At 64.9% G+C, this 18,641-nt stretch carries 16 protein-coding genes; 3 read left to right on the forward strand and 13 right to left on the reverse strand.

All coding sequences use genetic code 11. From position 1 onward, the window contains the following. Positions 1-196: 196 nt before the first annotated feature. Positions 197-403, reverse strand: a complete 207-nt coding sequence (locus tag ACTIFK_RS18395) for a hypothetical protein (protein ID WP_439544468.1) — start codon at positions 401-403, stop codon at positions 197-199. Between the two features lie 680 nt (positions 404-1,083). Here ACTIFK_RS18395 and ACTIFK_RS18400 point away from each other — a divergent pair. Continuing rightward, complete coding sequence (locus ACTIFK_RS18400; RefSeq protein WP_439544469.1) at positions 1,084-3,810, forward strand: autotransporter family protein; 2,727 nt, start codon at positions 1,084-1,086, stop codon at positions 3,808-3,810. A 207-nt stretch (positions 3,811-4,017) separates the two neighbouring features. Here the strand turns inward: ACTIFK_RS18400 and ACTIFK_RS18405 are convergent, their stop codons facing one another. From ACTIFK_RS18405 to ACTIFK_RS18460, 12 genes are all read right to left on the reverse strand, one after another. Next, on the reverse strand, positions 4,018-5,514 hold the full coding sequence (locus ACTIFK_RS18405) for a PepSY-associated TM helix domain-containing protein (RefSeq protein ID WP_439544470.1): 1,497 nt from the start codon (positions 5,512-5,514) through the stop codon (positions 4,018-4,020). Then, complete coding sequence (locus ACTIFK_RS18410) at positions 5,514-6,098, reverse strand: hypothetical protein (protein ID WP_439544471.1); 585 nt, start codon at positions 6,096-6,098, stop codon at positions 5,514-5,516. The genes ACTIFK_RS18405 and ACTIFK_RS18410 overlap by 1 nt, the downstream gene beginning before the upstream one ends. Positions 6,099-6,119: 21 nt before the next feature. Further along, positions 6,120-8,603, reverse strand: a complete 2,484-nt coding sequence (locus ACTIFK_RS18415; protein WP_439544472.1) for a TonB-dependent siderophore receptor — start codon at positions 8,601-8,603, stop codon at positions 6,120-6,122. 202 nt (positions 8,604-8,805) lie between these two features. Beyond that, on the reverse strand, positions 8,806-9,756 hold the full coding sequence (gene gshB / locus ACTIFK_RS18420) for a glutathione synthase (RefSeq protein ID WP_439544473.1): 951 nt from the start codon (positions 9,754-9,756) through the stop codon (positions 8,806-8,808). Positions 9,757-9,761: 5 nt separating this feature from the next. After that, entirely contained in the window at positions 9,762-10,421 is a 660-nt protein-coding gene (locus ACTIFK_RS18425) for a pyridoxamine 5'-phosphate oxidase family protein (RefSeq protein WP_439544474.1), read from the reverse strand. A gap of 256 nt (positions 10,422-10,677) precedes the next feature. Beyond that, positions 10,678-11,226 (reverse strand): SRPBCC family protein, encoded by a 549-nt coding sequence (locus tag ACTIFK_RS18430; protein WP_439544475.1) that lies wholly within the window; start codon positions 11,224-11,226, stop codon positions 10,678-10,680. A gap of 138 nt (positions 11,227-11,364) precedes the next feature. After that, a complete protein-coding gene (locus ACTIFK_RS18435) occupies positions 11,365-11,724 on the reverse strand; it encodes a YraN family protein (RefSeq protein WP_439544476.1) in 360 nt (119 codons plus the stop codon). Beyond that, positions 11,721-12,656 carry a 16S rRNA (cytidine(1402)-2'-O)-methyltransferase gene (rsmI, locus tag ACTIFK_RS18440; RefSeq protein ID WP_439544477.1) on the reverse strand — a complete coding sequence of 312 codons (936 nt, stop codon included), beginning with the start codon at positions 12,654-12,656 and terminating at the stop codon, positions 11,721-11,723. Before rsmI ends, ACTIFK_RS18435 begins: the two co-directional genes overlap by 4 nt. A gap of 146 nt (positions 12,657-12,802) precedes the next feature. Beyond that, positions 12,803-13,348: a hypothetical protein gene (locus tag ACTIFK_RS18445; protein WP_439544478.1), complete on the reverse strand. Its 546-nt coding sequence runs from the start codon at positions 13,346-13,348 to the stop codon at positions 12,803-12,805. A 210-nt stretch (positions 13,349-13,558) separates the two neighbouring features. Beyond that, positions 13,559-15,013, reverse strand: coding sequence for a DUF1287 domain-containing protein (locus ACTIFK_RS18450; protein WP_439544479.1), 1,455 nt, complete (start codon positions 15,011-15,013; stop codon positions 13,559-13,561). Positions 15,014-15,344: 331 nt separating this feature from the next. Next, on the reverse strand, positions 15,345-16,256 hold the full coding sequence (gene gluQRS / locus ACTIFK_RS18455) for a tRNA glutamyl-Q(34) synthetase GluQRS (RefSeq protein ID WP_439544480.1): 912 nt from the start codon (positions 16,254-16,256) through the stop codon (positions 15,345-15,347). 19 nt (positions 16,257-16,275) lie between these two features. Further along, positions 16,276-16,800 (reverse strand): hypothetical protein, encoded by a 525-nt coding sequence (locus ACTIFK_RS18460; RefSeq protein WP_439544481.1) that lies wholly within the window; start codon positions 16,798-16,800, stop codon positions 16,276-16,278. Positions 16,801-16,938: 138 nt separating this feature from the next. On the opposite strand from ACTIFK_RS18460, the gene ACTIFK_RS18465 reads away from it, so the two are divergent. Then, a complete protein-coding gene (locus ACTIFK_RS18465; protein ID WP_439544482.1) occupies positions 16,939-17,574 on the forward strand; it encodes a DNA-3-methyladenine glycosylase family protein in 636 nt (211 codons plus the stop codon). A gap of 168 nt (positions 17,575-17,742) precedes the next feature. Next, complete coding sequence (locus tag ACTIFK_RS18470) at positions 17,743-18,303, forward strand: HNH endonuclease (RefSeq protein WP_439544483.1); 561 nt, start codon at positions 17,743-17,745, stop codon at positions 18,301-18,303. Positions 18,304-18,641: the final 338 nt, after the last annotated feature.

Here is an 18,641-nt window from a genome sequence, read left to right on the forward strand (position 1 = left end):
GCCCGTCAATCTCCGCGTGACCACGTCACTTTCCGCTAACTCCGTGCGCGGGTCGCTTTCCGTAAGCCCGTCTTCTATGAGCCCGTCGTGCGCGGTTCATTGCAAATTGCGCACGACGGGAGAAACAAAGCGCTGAGGTCTGTGCGCCGGTCATGAAATCGGCGGGCCGTGGCGCGCCACTCGCCGAGAGAGCGCATCAGGTCTTGGCGACTTGGCCGGCGGGGCGGCAGGTCCAACGCTTCACGTTCCACTTGGGGTGCGACTCGGTCCACTTCGCGATTTCGGGTGGCGCGCGCATGAGGCACTGCATCGGCGTCAGCGCCTCGCTGTCGTAGACGAGACCGACGTCCTTGCACTTGGCAGGTTCGGCGGCGAGGCAGACGACTAAGGCAAGTTCGATCATGGTCGGGACCCTGGAATAAGAGCTGCGCTGCCCTCTCCAAACGTCTCCGGTCCCTTGTGTCTTTTTATATTGTTGGGATCTGGCGCGCGTAAGCCGTGCGCGATCCGTGTTGGTGATCACCGTAAGTGGCGTCGAGACTACGCCGTACCAACAAGACCTGATTTGCTAATTCGTCGCGGCCTGCGCCTCCGCGCCGCTGGTCGAGCATGTTCATTTGTTCGTGAGCTGCCGCGTGGAGCCTCCAGGACATTATTCCCAGGAGCGGCTTCGAATGCGTCATTATGTAACTCTGTTGCAACATCCCTCCGCATACCGCAGCAATTCTACGGAGGTAGGGAATTCGTCCTGTTTTCAAAAGCAAAATGCGCCGCCAGTTTGGACAAACGACATTGGCTCGATCTGGGCATTTGCCGTGGCCCGGTCGGCCAAAGTTAAAGACGGGATTTGCCTGGGACTTTCATCGGCCAACGCGTGCCGGTCGGGTGCCAAGCAGGGGGGACGTATCATGTACTGCGTTGGACTGGGCTCTGCGCCTTCCGTTCCACAGCCGCGATTTCTCGCTGGCAGTCTACGGCCGCCGTGGTCGTAGCACACATCGTTTCGCAGCTTAACTAGCTCGAAACACACAACAAAAATCAAAAAATCGACAGAAGCACCAACATCTGGGGATGGGGGACGATATGACTCGCTCAAAATTCAGGGCTCGCCGGTTCACGACCGCCGCTGCCACCTTTTCACTCACCGTGGCACTCAGCCTCTCGGTTTCGCACACCGCGATGGCTGCGTGCTCGTTCAGCCCGGGACCGGCCGCTACGGCAGGCAACGACGTCGTTGAGTGCAATGACGCGAACGGCACTGCGCTCAACCTTCTCGCTGGTGACGATAAGCTCACCGTGAACGACGGAGCGGTTTTGACGGGTGGCACGGCGACCGGCGGCATCGGCAATGATCTCATGATCATCAACGGCGGCGTGATCAACGTGAACATGAACCCTGGTACCGGCAACAACTCGCTCGGCGATACAGACCGGATTTTCGTGTTCGGCGGTACGTTCAACAATATTGAGATTCAAGGCGGTTCCGGTCAGAATAACTTCACGTACCTGATGGGCGGAACTGTCGAGACCGGCGGCATCGAGATCAACCGTGGCTCTGTGAACCACACTCTCGTATTCGACGGCGCGACGACCAACGGTGCTGAAGTTTTCGAATTCCAGAACGGCAACGCCGGCACCCCTAACGCCACGCGCGATCCCGTCTTTTATTTCCGCTCCGGCAGCATCACCGCTGAGGAAATGGAGTTCGGTGCAACTGATTTCGGCGGCGCGGCCAACACCCACGTCACCGTCATTTTCGATCCCATCCACGCGATGAATGCAGCCGACCGTGTGGCCTTCCAGGCCTTCGTGAACAGCGCCTCTGCAAACGATGCTGCGCTGAGCACGACAAATCTCAACGCGGCGCTCGCTGGCGCACCGGCCAATACGGACGGTCGCAAGATGGTGGTGAACGTCAAGGAAATAGAGTTCGGCGCCGGCAACGACACGCTGATTTTCGAAGGTGCCATCAACACAGGTGACCAGAGCGCCCGTAACCTCGAGCTTAATGGCGAAGAAGACGAGCCCGGCGAGTTCGAGATTACGGAACTCTCTGGTGGCGCCGGCGTAGATCGTCTCATCGTTCGAGGCGCGAGCCGTTTGGCGCTCGGAGAAGTGGAAGACTTCGAGCATCTTGCCGTCACCGGCGCGTCGAAGCTGACACTCGGCGAAGGCGAGTATGAGTTCGAGGACTCCGTCACGGTCGATGGCACGTCCGAGCTGCATCTCTCCGGCACTGAAGTCTCGTTCACGACCGAGCACTTCGAGCTGCAGGGCGGCGCCGGCCTCGAGGCTCTCGCAGGCTTGCCGTCGTACTACAACGCCTTCGCAACTGGCGGCGTGCTGCGCATCGGTGCGTTGCCCGGCGCGGCGGGAGGCGATGACGACGACGCACTGATGGCTCTCGACGACGATGACGACGACGATGACGGCCCGAGCGCGGCTCCCGTGAGCGTGACGTTCAACGTTGGTGGCAACACGTTCGTCAACAACGGCACCATCACGATGCTGAACGGCGTCGTGGGCGACAATCTCACGGTGGTGGGACCCTACACGTCGACGGGCGGCAACCTCGCCCTAGATACGGAGCTGGGCGGCGCGGGTTCGCCGACGGACCTGCTCTCGATCCAAGGCACGGTCGCGGGCACGACCACGATCTACGTCAACAACGTGGGCGGCGCTGGCGCGGCGACTGGTCCGGATGGCATCGTGATCGCGGCCAGCGACAGCGGGGCCTTCGCTGCGGATTCTTTCCGCCTCGCTGCGAACGCGCTGAGCGGACGCGAGGAAGTCGTGGCGGGAGCGTTCTCCTACCGCCTTGCTGTCAGCGGCGACGATGCGCGGCTGCAGTCCGATCTGCTCGACCAGGTTCCGGCGTACACGACCGCACCGTCGGTCGGTCAGCGGCTCGTGTCGGGCGGCCTCGATACGCTCTACAAGCGTCTCGGTGAAATCCGCGGAGGCCATAACGACGGCGCGACCAGCGGAGACGGATTGGTCTGGGTGCGCGGTCACTACTCCGACGTGGATGTCGACGCCAAGCAAGGCTTCGACTTCTCGCAGCGGAGCAGCGGCGTACTCGTTGGCGCCGGCGGGGTGATCGCGGGTGAGGGCCGCAGCCGCTTGGCGGTCGGCGCATTCGGTGGCTATGGCACGGCCGACGCGGGCGTCGATGCGACGATCTTCGGGGCTGCCTCATCTTCGTCGGTGGATGCCGAGAGCTACTCTTTCGGTGGTTACGCAACCTTTTACGAGCAGGGCCGCGCAGGCACAGGTCTCTATGCTGACGCTGTCGTGAAGGTCGACTTCCTCGACTTCGACATGGCGGCGAACAACCGGGCGGCTCGCGGGTCGTCCGATGGCGATGCCTTCTCGGGCTCGGCGGAAGTCGGCTACGGGTTTGCGATCGGCAACGGGTTGGTTCTCCAGCCGCAGGGTCAGCTCGCCTACACGAACCTCACGGTCAACAACTTCACCGACGCCGCTTATGCGCTTGCCGTGTCGTATGGGTCCAGCGAAAGCCTGGTCGGCCGTCTCGGTCTGCAGATCCAGGGCAACTGGGCTCAGCCGGGCGGCGGCTACATCTCGCCCTACGCCATCGTCAACGTCTATCAGGACTTCGAAGGGACCAGCACAAGCGAAATCAACGGCACCGACTTTACCAGCGACATCGGCGGAACCTGGTACTCGGTGGGCGGCGGCGTCAATGCCCAGCTCGCAAACAACGTCAGCCTCTATGGCTCCGGCGAATACCACTTCGGCGATGTCGAAGGCTGGCAGGGAACTGGCGGCGTCAAGTTGAACTGGTGAGATCATCCCCGTCTCTCACCCGTTAAGCCTGCCCGTCAATCGAGGCCGTCCGCGCAAGCGGGCGGCCTTCTCGTTTGCGGGTCTAGAGTCTTTCCGGTTTTGGTTGAATCGCGGAAAGACTCTAGCCTTTGTTTTATCGTGCTTCTTATCGGACGCCATTGCTTGCATGGCTTTGCCATGACCGCTCCCCACTTTTCCGGAAGCACTCTAGGCTGTCGGGCGGCGGCGTGCGGAGAGCAGAACGATCAAGCCGCCCAACGCAAGTGTCGACGCCGCCCAGGAGAACGCCGGGTCCGTCGCCCGGTTGAACCAGTGGGAGGCGTGAATGGCGACCGCAGTCAGGATCGCGAGCCCGGACGCCGCGCGCAGGAGGCGCGTCACCTGGCCAGCATCGCCGGCGAATGGCGCGGCGACCAGGCACGCGATCGTCAATCCGAGGTATGCGGCGAGGGCGAACGCTTCGCCGCCCGAGAAGATCGCCAGCGCGGCGCCGGCGATGGCCAGAGGCTGTCCCCACGTGACGGCGGCCCAGATCGTCTCCCAAAACGGCGTCGGCCGCCCGGCGTCGCGCCGCCGCGCCAGCCAGATCGCGACGCCGCTGTGCGTGACGAACGTGAGGGCGAGGCCCAGTACGGCATAGACGACCTTGACGGCGATGCCGCCGAACCATCCGAAGTGGAGAGGTTGAAGGGCGCCGAGAATCTGCTGCCCGATGGTGCCGGTTTCGAGACCGCCATCGCCGAGCCGCTTGCCGGAGCCGTCGAAGTAGTAGCTGTTCGCATTGGCCAGGTGGCCCGGCGTGCGCATGCCGAGGTGCACGACCTGGCCGGCCTTGGCGATGTGTCCGAAGTTGGCGCTTACGAACTCGGCGTCCTTGTGCTCGGCCTGCACGGCCCGGATCATGGCGGCGATGTCCGGCAACGGCGCGGCGGTCTCGTCCTCCGATGCCATGGGGCCGAGGATGGTCGCAAAGGCTTTCTCGGAATCGCCGTCATAGGCGGCGAGGGCGAGCACGCCGACGATCAGTGTCGAAAGCCCCAGCAGCGCGCCGGTCGTCGAGACAACGACGTGAAAGGGCAAGCCCCAAACGCCGAGGCGATTGTGCAGGTCGGCTTCCTGCAGGCGCCGCGAGCCGCCCCATCGCAGCGCAAAGGCGTCCTTGAACAGGCGCGGATGCGACAGCAGTCCCGAGACGAGAGAGGACAGTAGCGCGACACCGGTCAGGCCAACAAGAAACAGGCCGAACGTGCGCGGCAGATGCAAATGCATGTGGAGGTCACCCACGAACTGAGACCAGGGCGCGCGGTTCTCGACGACCAGCTCGCCCTTGCCGTTCGCGATCCAATTGCCTTCGACGTCCGTGTCGTGGTCGTGGAAGTTGACGAGCAGGCGGTCTTGCATGGGACTGGGTCCCATGATGAAGACATCGTGCGCGGCACCGGCTGCCAGCGCCTTGCGATAGGCTTGATCGAGTGCGGTGGCGGCGGCTTCGGGTGTCAGCGGAGCGGTCACGACGGGCGCATCGGGTTGCTCCCAACGCTGCAGCTCGTGCAGGAAGACGCTCAGGGTGCCGGTGAGGCAGACAATGTAGATCAAGGCGGCGAAGGCGATGCCGAGCGCGGAATGGCCGGCCAGCATGGCGCGCACGAACTCGGGCGAAAGGAACGCCTTCTTACGCGCCGTCTGGAGCGTCTGATCCTGCATTAGGAAAGCACCTTAGGAAGAAACGCCACGGCGAAACCCGCAGCCGAAACCGTGAGCAGAATGATCGTTGCCCGCAGAAGGCGCGGATCACACAGCGTCCAGGCCATGCCGCCGCCCCAGAGAATGGGAACGAGCAGGCCGCCGACGACGGTACGATCCTGCGGCGGCATGGGGAAGTTGACGGCGACGGCCACGCCGATGCCGATGGCGGCGATGCCGGCGAGCACGATGGCGAGCACGCTCTTGGCGACGCCGCGATGCCAGTTGGTCTGGCGCTCTTCAGGATCGTAGGGCGATTCTCGGGCCGCGCGGGCCTTGCTCGTGCGGCGCTCGAACGTCCCCGAGATGACCGCGATAGCGGCGAGCGAGATCGCCCCAAGCGCGTATGTGACGCCGAGCTCCGCGCCCCACGCCTGCGCGAGAACGACACCGGACAAAAGCACGGCGAGCCATCCGCCGATCGGAAGCGGCAGACCGCCCTTGCGCCGCGCCAGCCAGCGCTTGCGCAACATGACGACGCCGGCGGTCATGATCAGACCGCCGGCGAGCGTCAGGAGAAGGTGTTCCTGGGTCGCGAAATTCAATGCGTCTTTACTCCCGAGTGCTCAGAATTTGTAGGTGAAGCCGGTGAGGATGGTGCGCGCCTGGCCGATGAAGCAGTCGCCACGATAGGCCGCGCACGACGTCACGACGAACTTGTCCTCGAGGTTCTGCGCCGTCAGCTGCCAGCGCCAATCGTCGGTCTCGTAGGCGACCATCGCGTCGAACAGCGTGAACGACGGCGTCGTGATCTTCCGCTCCTGGCCGATGACGGGAATGCCCGGACCCACGAGCTGGATCTCGACGCCATTGCTCTCGGCGCTGCCGACGTAGCGGGCGCCGCCACCAAAGGACAGGCCGCGCAACGGACCGTCCAGCACGCTGTAGATCGCCCAGAGCGAGGCGAGATGCTGCGGAATGCCGTCGACGCGCTTGCCCTCCATGAAGGCGGGGATGCCGCTCGCGTACGGGAACAGCTCCGGATACTTCTCGTAGATCGCGTCCGTGTAGGAGTAGGTGCCGATGATCTTGAGCTCCGGCGTGACCTTGCCGAGCGCCTCGATCTCGAAGCCGCGAACCTTGACGTTCGCGCCCTGGATGCCATCGAACAGAATGTCGGGCTGGACGATCTGGTTTTCTTCCGTGAGTTCGTAGAGAGCGGCGTTGATCGCGAACGGCGCGCCGTTCGGCTGATACTTGAAGCCGATTTCCACCTGCTCGCCCTCCAAGGGACCGGCCGGCCGAAGCGTCTGGCCGTAGACCGTCGCGAGGATGTGATCGCCGACCGGCTGGCCGGGCAGCGGAGCAAATGAGGTGGAATAGCTGACATACGGCGTGAGGCCGAAGTCGAAATTGTACATCAGCGCGGCGCGACCGGTCGTTGCGGCGTCTTTTTCGTCCGGGGCGCCTGCCTGTTCGGCCGTGAGCCAGTCCTGGCGGATGCCGAACACGCCGGTCCAGGGGCCGAGCTTGATCTGGTCCTGAATGTAGAGGCCGGTCTGGATCTGAGCCTCATGCGGGCGCGCGAACATCGGCACGTCGTTGGCGGGCACGAAGCCGCCGCCGAGCGACAGCAGGAATGTCGATCGCCCGTAGCGTGGATCATAGATGTCGAAAGGGGGCTGGCCGGGAACGAGATTGTCGATCAGCGTGCCTGCGTTCTGCTGGTCCGTTCCATAGTGCATGTAGTCGATACCGCCAGTCACCTTGTGGCTGGCCCAGCCCGTGCGGAAGGTGCCCGTGAGATTCGTGTCGGTGTTGAAGACGTCCGTTTGCTGGTTCGTCTTGGTGCGCGCGCGTGCGACCTGGGACTCATCTGCGTTCAGGAACGGCGCATTGGACGGGTCCAACGCAATGCCGAGCCCGGCAAGGAAGCTGAAACGCGCCGGCGTCAGGATCGCGGGATAACTCGAATCGTAGGCGTTCTCCGTGTGCGCATAGCGCGACGCGTGATGCAGCTTCAGGTCCGCGCTGAACTTGTGGTCGATCAAGAGCGTGCCGGACTGAGACTGGGTGTCGTAGTAGTCGTCCGGCTCGCCGGCGAAGGTGCTGTGCCGAACACGCTGTCCGTGCTTGTTCGGAGTGAGCGTGCCGATGGCGGGGAGGAACTGCTGGGTCGAGCCGCTGTGGTCGTCGCGGAAATGGCTCATAGCAGTGATGCTGGTGTCGCTGGTCGGGCGATACGTGATGGACGGCGCCAGCATCAGCCGGTCGTTCTCGACGTGGTCGACCTGGGTGTCCGCATCGCGGGCGAGGCCGACGACACGGTAGAGCCACTTGCCATCGGAGGTGAGGGCGCCGGTGGAGTCGAGCCGCACCTGCTTGAAATCGAAAGAACCATAGTCGACGCCGATCTCGGTGTAGGGAAGATCGCTCGGCAGCTTGGACGCCGCATTGATGATGCCGCCGGTCGGCGCTTGGCCGTAGAGCATGGACGATGGGCCGCGCAGGACCTCGACGCGCTCGAGGGCGTAAGGCTCGATCGGGGCCATCGTCTGGCTGTAGCCGTAGGTCGCGCGGAGACCGTCGATGAAGTACTGGCCGGAAAGGCCGCGCACGATGGTCGAGTCACCCCGGCTGTCGGGGCCGTAGGGATCGGCGAAGACGCCGGGCACGTAGCGCGTCGCCTCCTGAACGCTTTGCGCGCCCTGGTCGCGGATCTGCTCCCTGCCAATGACGGAGATCGATTGCGGCGTCTCCTTCAGCGGCGTGTTGGTCTTGGTGCCGACGGCGGAGTCCGTCGCGACGTAGTCCTTCACGGGCGAAGCGCCGTTGGTCACGCCGGTATAGCGCGACTGCTCGGGCGGGTCTTCCGCTGCCGCGGCTTGCGGTGCGGCCTGCTGCGGCGCGGCTTTCGCCTTCGATGCTTTTGCGGCCTGCTTCTTCGGCGTGCTCTTGGCCGTCACTTCGAGCGGCGGCAGTTCAGCCGGTTGTTCGGCGGGTTGTGCAGCTTGCGGTGGCGCGTCTTGCGCCAGTGCAGCAATCGGTGCGGCGCCGAGCGTCAGTGCGCACACAAAAGAACGCGCGCCCGCGCGCAGTATCGTCTTCATCGTCCAGCCCCCAAGCCCCTGATCGGAATGTCAGGAAGTAGTTGGCTGGCAACGGGGCACCGTCCCCTGGTTGGCTGGCTATGATCACTCTGACCAATTCAGGATACAGACGTGCACGTCAATGTCTACCAGAGAAGTATACAAAAATGTCTGCCGTGGCTCTGTTGCACTGAGCGTTCAGCCGCCGTCGGACAATCAAATCTCAGGCGGCGTTCGCGACTTTCGCTTCGATCGCGTCCCAGATCATGGCGGCGATGTCGTTGCCGCCGAAGGCCTTGACCTGGCGGATGCCTGTCGGTGAGGTGACGTTGATCTCGGTGAGAAACCCGCCGATGACGTCGATGCCGGTGAAGATCAGGCCGCGCCGTTTGAGTTCCGGCGCGAGGCGCGCGCAGATTTCGTGCTCGCGGGTGGTCAGCTCCGTTTTCACGGCGGTGCCGCCGACGTGCAGGTTGGAGCGCGTCTCGCCTTCGGCCGGCACGCGATTGATGGCGCCCGCGATCTCGCCGTCGACGAGGATGATGCGCTTGTCGCCCTGGCGCACCTCGGCACGATATTCCTGCACCATGAAGGGCTCGCGGAACACGGTCTGAAACAGTTCGACGAGGGCGCCGAGGTTGCTGTCGTCGGGGCGAATGCGAAACACGCTCGCGCCGCCGTTGCCGTAGAGCGGCTTGACGATGATGTCCTTATGGGTACGGCGGAAGGCGGCCACGTCGTCCAGCGAGCGCGTCACGAGTGTCGCCGGCATGAGGTCGAGAAAGTCGAGCACGAACAGCTTTTCGGGCGCGTTGCGCACGTGGGCCGGGTCGTTGACGACCAGCGTCTTCGGGTGGATGCGTTCGAGCAGGTGCGTCGTCGTGATGTAGGCCATGTCGAACGGCGGGTCTTGCCGCAGCAGCACGACGTCCCATTCGGCGAGGTTCTGCCGGCTGCACGCGCCGAGGCGGAAATGATCTCCGACCGTGTCGACAACGCTGAGCGCGTTGCCGCGGGCGACGAGATCATGTCCGTCGAGGGCGAGGTTCTGCGGCGTGTAGTAGAAGATCTCGTGGCCCCGCCGCTCGGCTTCGAGCAGGATCGCAAACGTGCTGTCGCCGCGAATGTCGATCCGCTCGATCGGGTCCATCTGGCAGGCTACGCGCAGCGCCATCGGTGTTACGCCTTGTCGTCGCCGGCGAAGACGTGGCCCATCCACTCTTCCTCACTGATCTGGCCGGCCTTCTCGACGGCGGCCAGTTCATGCGGGCGGAGGACGTCCTCAAGGCCCTGGATGCGCTTCCATTCGCAGAGCGGCGTTTCCTTTTCGGCGCGCGGCACGTAGCGGGACGCGGCTTCCTTCTTGTAGCGGTGAACGTAGCGCGGGCAGTTCATCCAGACGTCGGACACGGCGACCTTCACGACCAGTTCGGCCTCGTTGAACAGGCCCATCAGCGCGCCGCTCTTGACCACCTCGGCGCGGCCTTGCAGGCGCAGGCGGAAGGGACGCTCGAAGTCGATGAAGAGGCAGCCGATCTCCGGATTGGCGGTGATGTTGCCCATCGAATAGAACATGCCGTTGCCGTCGTAGCTCGGGAAGGCCAGCGTGTTGGCGTCGAGCACGCGGACGAAGCCCGGGTCGCCGCCCTTGTAGGAGACGGTCGGGCGGCCGTTGTGATCGATCGACGACAGGAAGAACATGTCGCGGCTCTCGATGAAGGCGCGCGCGGTGTCGTCGACCTCGGCCTTCGCGGCGATGGCTTCGACGCGGTCGGCCATGCTGCGACTTTCGAATTCATCCTGAAGGGCGCGATGCTGCGGTCCGTACAGTCGGCTCATGTGTCTCTCCCTCTCCGTTTCGTTGCGCCCGCCTTGGCGGCGGTTGGGGTGTCCGCCTTTGCGGCGGTTGTCGGCGTATTCGCTTTCCGCATTCTATCCGGAAAACGCTGATGTTCTACTGGGTTACTGCGCAGCCGCGACGCCTTCCCCGTCCGATGCCGGACGGCATTCGCGCGCCCGCAGGAAAAAGGCGCGATCCCCGGGGGGAACGCGCCTTCGTCATCATTGGACTGTTCTTTCTTGAACAGGCCGCAGGCTATTTTTTGTCGTCGTCATGATCGGCGTCGGCCTTACCGTACTTCGCCTTGAGCGACTCGATGCCGTCCTTGAAGACCCCGTCGATCACGGCGCGGGCTTCCTTGGCGTCCTTGCCGTCGGCTGGGTCGTAGGTGGCGCTCCAGCTGATGTTGATCTCGTCCAGATCGTCGTCGTCGGGCGTGACCGAGAACTGAGCGTCGTAGTTCTTAACGGGCAGCGTGGTGTCGATGATCTCGTAGCGGTAGCTGGTGGTGCCGGTGTCCACGAGCTTCTCTTTAACATGGCCGCCGCCCTTAAGGGTCAGCGTGCGGAAAGTGTCGTCGCCTTCCTTGCTTTCCTCGCACTTGGCGACTGCCGGATGCCATTCCTGGATCGCGCACCAGCCGCCGACCTTCTCCCAGAGCTCCTTGCGCTCGGCTTCGACCTTGGCCTCGTCGACGTTAATCTCGAGCTTGCGGGCCGAGACGAGGCTGGCGGCGAGTGCGGTCTGAGCGCCCAGGGCGAGTGCCCCCGCAGCCAGTGACCAAGCGAAAATCGATCTTCTCATTGCGTTCTCCCTGGGACGCCCGTTCGGGCCTTGTCAGACATTGTAACAGTGTACCGTATAGACCATCCCGGGCGTGAGCAGGAAGTCCCGGCAAACACACATGTTCGTGTGCGGCGGCCGTTCGCGCCGCCGGATCGATCAGAGGGCGTCTTCAAGGTGTTGCGGCCAGCGCAGGCCGATGCAAAAGACGATGTCGAAGCCGATCCGGTAAGATTGATACCCGCTGTTCCTGGCGAGCCAGAGGCTGGCCGCCTTGCGGACCCGGGCGCGCTGCGCGGCGGTGACGGAGGCTTCGGCGGATTCGCGGGTGGCGCGGCGCTTGACCTCGACGAAGGCGACGCGCTTTCCGCGGACCACGATCAGGTCGATTTCGCCGAGCGGCGTTTTTTCGCGTCGCGCGAGGATGCGATAGCCGCGCGTCATGAGTGCAATCGCGGCCATCCGTTCGGCCCAATGGCCCCGGCGCTCGCGGGCGCGACGCTCGGCTGGCGCGTTCACTCGTCGGCACTCCGCTGCGCCTTCTTGAGGGCGAGGGCCAGATCGTAGACGTGGGCTTTCGGCACTTTGAGGTTGTCCGAGACGACCCGCACGGCGTCGCGCATGCTGAGTGTCTCCATCGCGGCCGCGAGCTGGCTCTCGATCGTGGCGTCGCTGACGTCGGTCTCGCCGGGGGGAGCGACGAGAATGACGATCTCGCCTTTGGGCGGGGCCTCTTCGAAAACGCGTGCAAGTTGGGTCAGCGGGGCGCGGCGCACGTCCTCATGCAGTTTCGTCAGCTCGCGCGCGACGACGCCATCGCGGTCGCCCAGCACGGCGGCGAGATCGGCGAGGGTTGCGGCGGTGCGCGTGGGGGCTTCGAAAAACACAAGTGTGCCCGGTACCGCGGACAGCTCCTTGATGCGGGATTTGCGCGCGCCCTCTTTGGACGGGAGAAAGCCCGCGAAGAAAAACGCGTCGGTCGGAAGTCCCGAGACGGTCAGCGCGGCGAGCGTTGCGGACGCGCCGGGAACGGCGACCACGGAATGGCCGGCGGCGGCGGCTTCGCGGACCAGCTTGAAGCCGGGGTCGGAAACGAGGGGCGTGCCCGCGTCCGAAATCAGCGCCACTTTGCGCCCCTGGGAGAGGTCATGCAGTACGCGGGGGCGCTGCTCTTCGGCGTTGTGCTCATGGTAGGGGCGCAGCGTCGCGCGGATCGCATAGTGCGCGACGAGCGTGCGGCTGTGACGGGTGTCCTCGCAATAGACCACGTCGGCCTGGGCCAAGGTTGCGAGCGCGCGCAGGCTGATATCGCTGAGATGTCCGATCGGAGTGGCGACGAGGTAGAGGCCCGGCGCGAGGGGCATGTCGAGCTGACGCTCGAAAGCGAAGGCGATGCGGGACGCCATCGTCGAAGCGCTTGCGGGCACGGTCTCGGTAGGCTCGTCGGTCATCTGGCGATACGCTCACATCCCGCCCGCTGCAGGGCCGTCTCGTCTTGGACCGTTTGACCTGCTCGCCGCAGAATATCCAAGAGCTAATTGGATTGCGGCTGCAAAAATCGGCGGCAAACGTGCTGGCGCTTCGCGGCCGATCTTGATCAAGCGGCCGACAGGGCGCGTTCTTTCGGGCGGGTGGCGGCGTTCTCACGCGAGAGTGCGAGCAGAGCGTCGAGCGAGGTTTCGAACGCGGCGGAACCGCGGAGCTCCACGGGCTCGTCGCCGGGCAGGGCCGTCGTGAGCATCAGCGGGCGCAACTCGTCGCGGAGGCGCGCGAGCACGTAGGACGCGGAGTCGAGTTGCTCGCCGGCCTGCTTGTGAAGCGCGTTGACAGCTCCGGCGCCCAGGTGGCTTTCGGTCAACGCGCGGGTGGCCAGGCTCCATTCCAGTGGCTCAGCCAACTCAGGGGCCAACTGCTGGACGGCGGTTTTTGGCGGCTGACGCCGCAGCGCGCGGGCGATCAGGGTTTCGGGGTGCAGCAGGGCGGCCGAGGCATCGCGGACAGCGCGAATTCGGCCGACGGCGCGGCGCCAGCGCGCAGCGGCGCGCGCGGAGCGTTCCGGCAGCCGGCGGAGTTCGTCGGCGGCCAGGTACATCAGGTCCTCAAGCCAGAAGGGGCCGGGCGTTTTCAGTCTCAGGCTGAGCATTGGAGGTCCCATGCGTGACGCGGCGCACTCGTGCGCGCGGCGGCGATAGTGGTCGCAGCAAGTCTGTTGGGCACCCAAAAACTGAGCTTATTCGCTTATTTAGGCAAGTAGTTTCAGTTTGAATGGTAACTTCTCGTGAGAGCGGTGCGCAGGCTGCCCGGCGCCCGTCTGTCTCGGCCTGTCCATCAAGGGCCGGGGCACGGCGGCGGGTCAAGGTCCGGGGAAGCGAACGGAGAGAACGGTCGAAGCCGGGGCGCTCTCCGTCGCGCGGACCGCCAGGCGCTTTCCGCCATCCTTCACGCCTGCATCGCGCGTCGGCGGCGCGCTGCGATAGCGGTAATGGCCGGTGATCTCATCGACGAACAGCGCGTCTTCGAGCTGCGGACCCCAGCCACGGTTGTGGACGATCATCGGCCGCCCCGATGGGGCAACGACCGACGACACCATGGCGATGTGCGCGCGCGCGCCCCGGTTCTGCGGCCGGTAGTACGTCACGATATCGCCGGGGCGGTAATCCTCGGCAAACGCAGACGGGGGCAAGCTTTCGCCTTTCGCGGCGAAGAAGCGGCGCAGCACCTCGGTGCGGCGATGATCGATATTCGTGTCGCCGGAGCCTGCGCGGGCCTGATGCACGAGTGCCTGCAGATCGATGCCCAGGGCACGGTAGGCGCGCACGACGACATCGGTGCAGACACCGAACAGGTCGTTCACGTCTCCCATGGGATAGGAAATGCTGCGGTAGGCGTCGTTATAGATGACAAACTTTCCGACCTGCGATTGGGCTGCCTTGGCCAGTTCGAGGCCGAACGCTTCGTCGCTCAGGCTCGCCGGGCTGGCGGCGGTGAAGGAGGCGGAGATGGGGCGGGGAACATCGTCGGTCGTGCAGATGCCGGGACGGATCGGGATGCCATGCTCGTCGGTGTCCATGGCGGCCATGGAGTCGACGGCGCTGGGCCGTGCATTGCGGTCGATGGCGGCAAACGGGGCCAACAGCGCAAGTTTGGTGGACGACGGCGTGCTGGTTCTTTCCGGCTTCGAGACGGCCGGGATGGTCGCTTCGGCGAATTGGGAAAGCAGAGCTGCGCCGGGCGGAACCTCCGTTGCGCGGGGAAGCAGGCGGGGCTCCGTCAGCGGTCGCGGGGATGCGTGCGTGGGAGCAAGGGTCACCCGGCCGCCTGCGACGGGCGACAGGGCGACGCGCTGGGCGACCGCTTCGCGCGCGCTCAACCGGGGAGCGGTTTCGGCCGCCAGTCGAAGTGGCGGAGCGGGTGGCAGAACGGGGGCGAGCACCGTGTCCGGTGTCCGGATGCCGGCGAGCGTCATGTAGGCGTGCAGGCTGCGAACGCTCTGATGCACGACAATCGCCGACGCCACGAGCAGGAACGGCAACATGAGCAGGGCGAAGGCCTGGCGCTCATCGTGTCCGTAAGCTTGCGCGAACGAACGCGCGCCGGCGCGGATGCGGTCGAAGCGCTCGCGTGGCGCCGCGACCTCGGCCAGCCGGGCGCAATGGGCCAGCAGGCTCCCGGAGTGCCGCGCCGCCGAAGACTTTGCGTCCGACCAAAGCAGGGCAGCGCCGCAGCGGACATCGTCAAAGCGAAGTGTCTTGGCTTTGTTGGTGACGTCGTTGGTGGCGTCGCGCAGGGATGCCGCGAGACCAGACACTGCGACGCGTGACTGCGCGGCTGCGGCGCTCGCCCACGTTAGGCTGCGAGACCACGCGTTGCGCGTCCGCGCTGCGCTGCGTGTCCACGCTGACGTCGCGCTCCGCGACCATGCCGTTCTGGTTTTTCTGGGTCGGGACGGCGACGCCGATCTGGCATGCGACGGCGCGCTCGACTTGCCGCGCGGATGCGAGGCCACAAGCGCACTTGCGCGGTGGGGTTTCCCCTTCGACCGTTGCTTGCGGGGCTTCTTCACGTGATGCCCAGGAGTCGCGAGAGTTACGCGTTAATTCTACCTTACAACCCAATGGTTTGCCATGGGAAATATGCGTTTACGGCGGATTCGCCGGTGACTCGTGCGTGCTCTGAAGGGACAGCTCCAGTTGGTGGCGCAGCTGCAACACGTCTGCGCCCCTCTCGCGCAGCTCACGCAGGGACGTGTCCCGTTCGCTCTTCGAGAGCTTCCGGCCGGCGGCATCGTTGAGCAGCGGGTGATGATGGTAGAGCGGCTCCTTGAGCCCCAGCAGCACCTGCAGCAGCCGGTGCAGGCTGGTGGCCTCGAACAGGTCGCGGCCGCGCGTGACGTGGGTCACGCCCTGGAAGGCGTCGTCGATGGTCACGGCGAGGTGGTAGCTCGCCGGCACGTCCTTGCGCACGATGACGGCGTCGCCCCATACGGCGGGATCGCGTTCGATGAGGGTCGGTGCGCCATCCGCATCCAGCTCGGTGAACGTGACCAGGCGCGAGCCCGTGATGTGCTCGAGCGAGTCGAGGGCGCGTTCCATATCGAAGCGCAGGGCGAAGGGTTCGTGGCGCGCCAAGCGGGCCGCGATTTCCTCCGGCGGGAGGTTTTTGTGCAGGCCCGGGTAAAGCGGTGCGCCCTCGGGATCGCGCGCGTTGGGATTGGCCTTCGTCGCCTCGGCGATTTCGGACCGGGTGGCGAAACACGGGTAGAGCAGGCCGAGCTTCAGCAGCATATCGGAGGCACGGCCGTAGGTGACGAAGCGCTCGCTCTGGCGCATCACCGGCTCCTCCCACGAGATCCCGAGCCAGTGCAGATCCTCGTACATCTGCGAGATGTAGGATTCGCGGCAGCGCGCGATGTCGATGTCCTCGATGCGCAGCAGAAAGCGGCCGCCGAGGCGGCGCGCCATGTCGGAACCGACCCATGCGGAGAGAGCGTGGCCGAGGTGAAGCTCGCCATTCGGGCTTGGCGCAAAGCGCAGGACGGGGCGACCGCTCATGGCGTCAATCGCATTGGGCTCAATCGCATTGACCGGTGCGTCCTGCGCCGGGCTGATAGGTGCGGGCCACGGCCTCCACGATGCGGTCGTAGATGTGGCGCTCGGAGACCGGATAGAGCAGCGCCCAGCTGTTGATGAGCCGTCCGCCGCAGGTGAAGCTCACGCGCTCGTAGAAATGCATGTCGCCCCGTGTTCCCGACACGACAAACCAGCCCCGCTTGATCGGCGCGTAGTCGATATCGGCGCCGCTGTAGTTTTCGGTCAGGAGCTGATCGCGATATTCCATCATTGTCGCGGCGCTGTCGTTGGCGAACGCGCCGACCACGAGGCGCGCCGCGCCGTCATGCGAGGTGAGCACCTGGCCGTCCTCGCCCGGAGCGGCGTCGCGTGGTGTGAAGACCGAGCCGGGATAGGCGATCATGAAGCCGTAGCGCGCGCTGGCGATCGTCTCCCACTGCTGCAGCCGGATGCGCGCTGCGAGGCTCGGACATGCGATCGCGATGATCGCCACCGCAATGGCGCCAATCGTCCAGGTGCGCCCCATGTCACCACCTCCACGCGAGACTACCCAAATCCGGGTTCAACACCCTAAATTGGGATGGAGAGAACGAAAAGCGAGGAGGCCGCCGTGGCCACGCCGAAAGCGGGTCGTCCACATAAACCAGCGCGAGCGCGTGCACGTGTGCGCACGCTGGACACCGACGCCGATATTCGCGCCGGGACGGCCGCGTTGAAGACGCTCTGTCCGGGGCTCGCGCGTGTGCATGCGCTCGTCGGCAATCCGCCGTTGCGCCGCCATCCGGCAGGATTTCCGGGATTGTCGCAGGTCGTCGTCGGCCAGCAGCTTTCGGCCGCGAGCGCGCGCGCCATCTGGGGGCGCACGGCGGCGCTTGTCGATCCGTTCGAACCTGACGCGCTTTTGCGGGAAGACATCGGGGCGCTGCGCGCGGCGGGGCTGTCCGGCGGAAAGGTGAAGACGCTGCGGGCGGTCGCGGAGGCGATCCTGGCCGGCCGGCTGTCTCTCGATACAGCTAAATCCGATGACGCGTCCGTCGAGACGTTGCGCGAGGACCTCCTCGCCGTGTCCGGCATCGGGCCCTGGACGGCGGACATTTACGTGATGTTCTGCCTCGGCCACGCGGACGGGTTTGCGTCCGGCGATCTTGCACTGCAACTGGCCGCGCAGCGGGCGCTCGACCTCGAAGCCCGGCCGAGCGCGCGGGAACTGCTCGAAATCTCGGAGCGCTGGCGGCCTTGGCGCGGAGTGGCCGCACGACTGTTGTGGGCATTCCACGTTTTTCGCGAGCCTCCGCGCTGACTGTCATCCAGCCTGCATATTCCGTCGTATAATCAGCAAGATCTCGTGGTTTCCCCCAGTAATGACCGGGGGATGCTCCTGGTGCTTCACAGAGCTGACATGCGTCGCTAGTATCCGCTCGCGAAAGCGGGGGTGACGCCCTGATTTGAACCGACTGGAAGCAAGCTAGTGAATGCTCATGCTGCCACGCCGGAATCCTTTCCGGCACTGGTTCTTAACGCCGACTTCAGGCCCCTGAGCTACTACCCGTTATCGCTCTGGAGCTGGCAGGAGTCGGTGAAGGCTGTCTTTTTGGATCGCGTCAACATCGTCTCCGAATACGACCGGACGGTGCGAAGCACGTCCTTCGAGATGCGGCTGCCGTCCGTCGTCTCGCTAAAAACCTACGTCAAACCAGCGCTCTATCCCGCGTTTACGCGGTTCAACGTGTTTTTGCGCGATCGCTTCTCGTGCCAGTACTGTAGCTGCCGCGAGGACCTGACGTTCGACCATCTGATCCCGCGCTCTCGTGGCGGGCTGACCCGCTGGGACAACGTCGTCACCGCGTGCGCGCCCTGCAATCTCAAGAAGGGCGGCGCGATGCCGTGGGACGCGGGCATGCGGCCCTATCAGCATCCGTATCGGCCGACGGTGTTCGAGCTGCATCGCAACGGCCGGTTGTTCCCGCCCAACTATCTGCACGATAGCTGGCTCGATTATCTCTACTGGGATACCGAACTCGAGCCTTAGGCAGCGGTGGGGACGGCTTGCTGGCCGTTCGCCTCGCGCAGCTGGCTTGCGATTCCGTGTGGTGCTGTCCTCTGAGAACCGCGGCGTGGCGTTTGTGGACGCTGGCGTGGGTCCCGACCGTCCATGCGAAGCATGGCTCCGCCATGACGTCGGGATGACGTTGAGAAGAGGCGTCCACAAACTCACACAACAACCGTCCGCCATCCGGTCGTATGCGGCGCATGGGCTGCGCGTGAGGTTGGGGGGCTGTCCGCACGTACATCCGTCATCCCGGCGAAGGCCGGGATGTGGATTCACATTCGAAGTGCAACAGTTGAGCAAGAAAGATCTCGGCTGGG

Source organism: Hyphomicrobium sp. (assembly GCF_051860585.1).
Classification (GTDB): Bacteria; Pseudomonadota; Alphaproteobacteria; order Rhizobiales; family Hyphomicrobiaceae; genus Hyphomicrobium_C.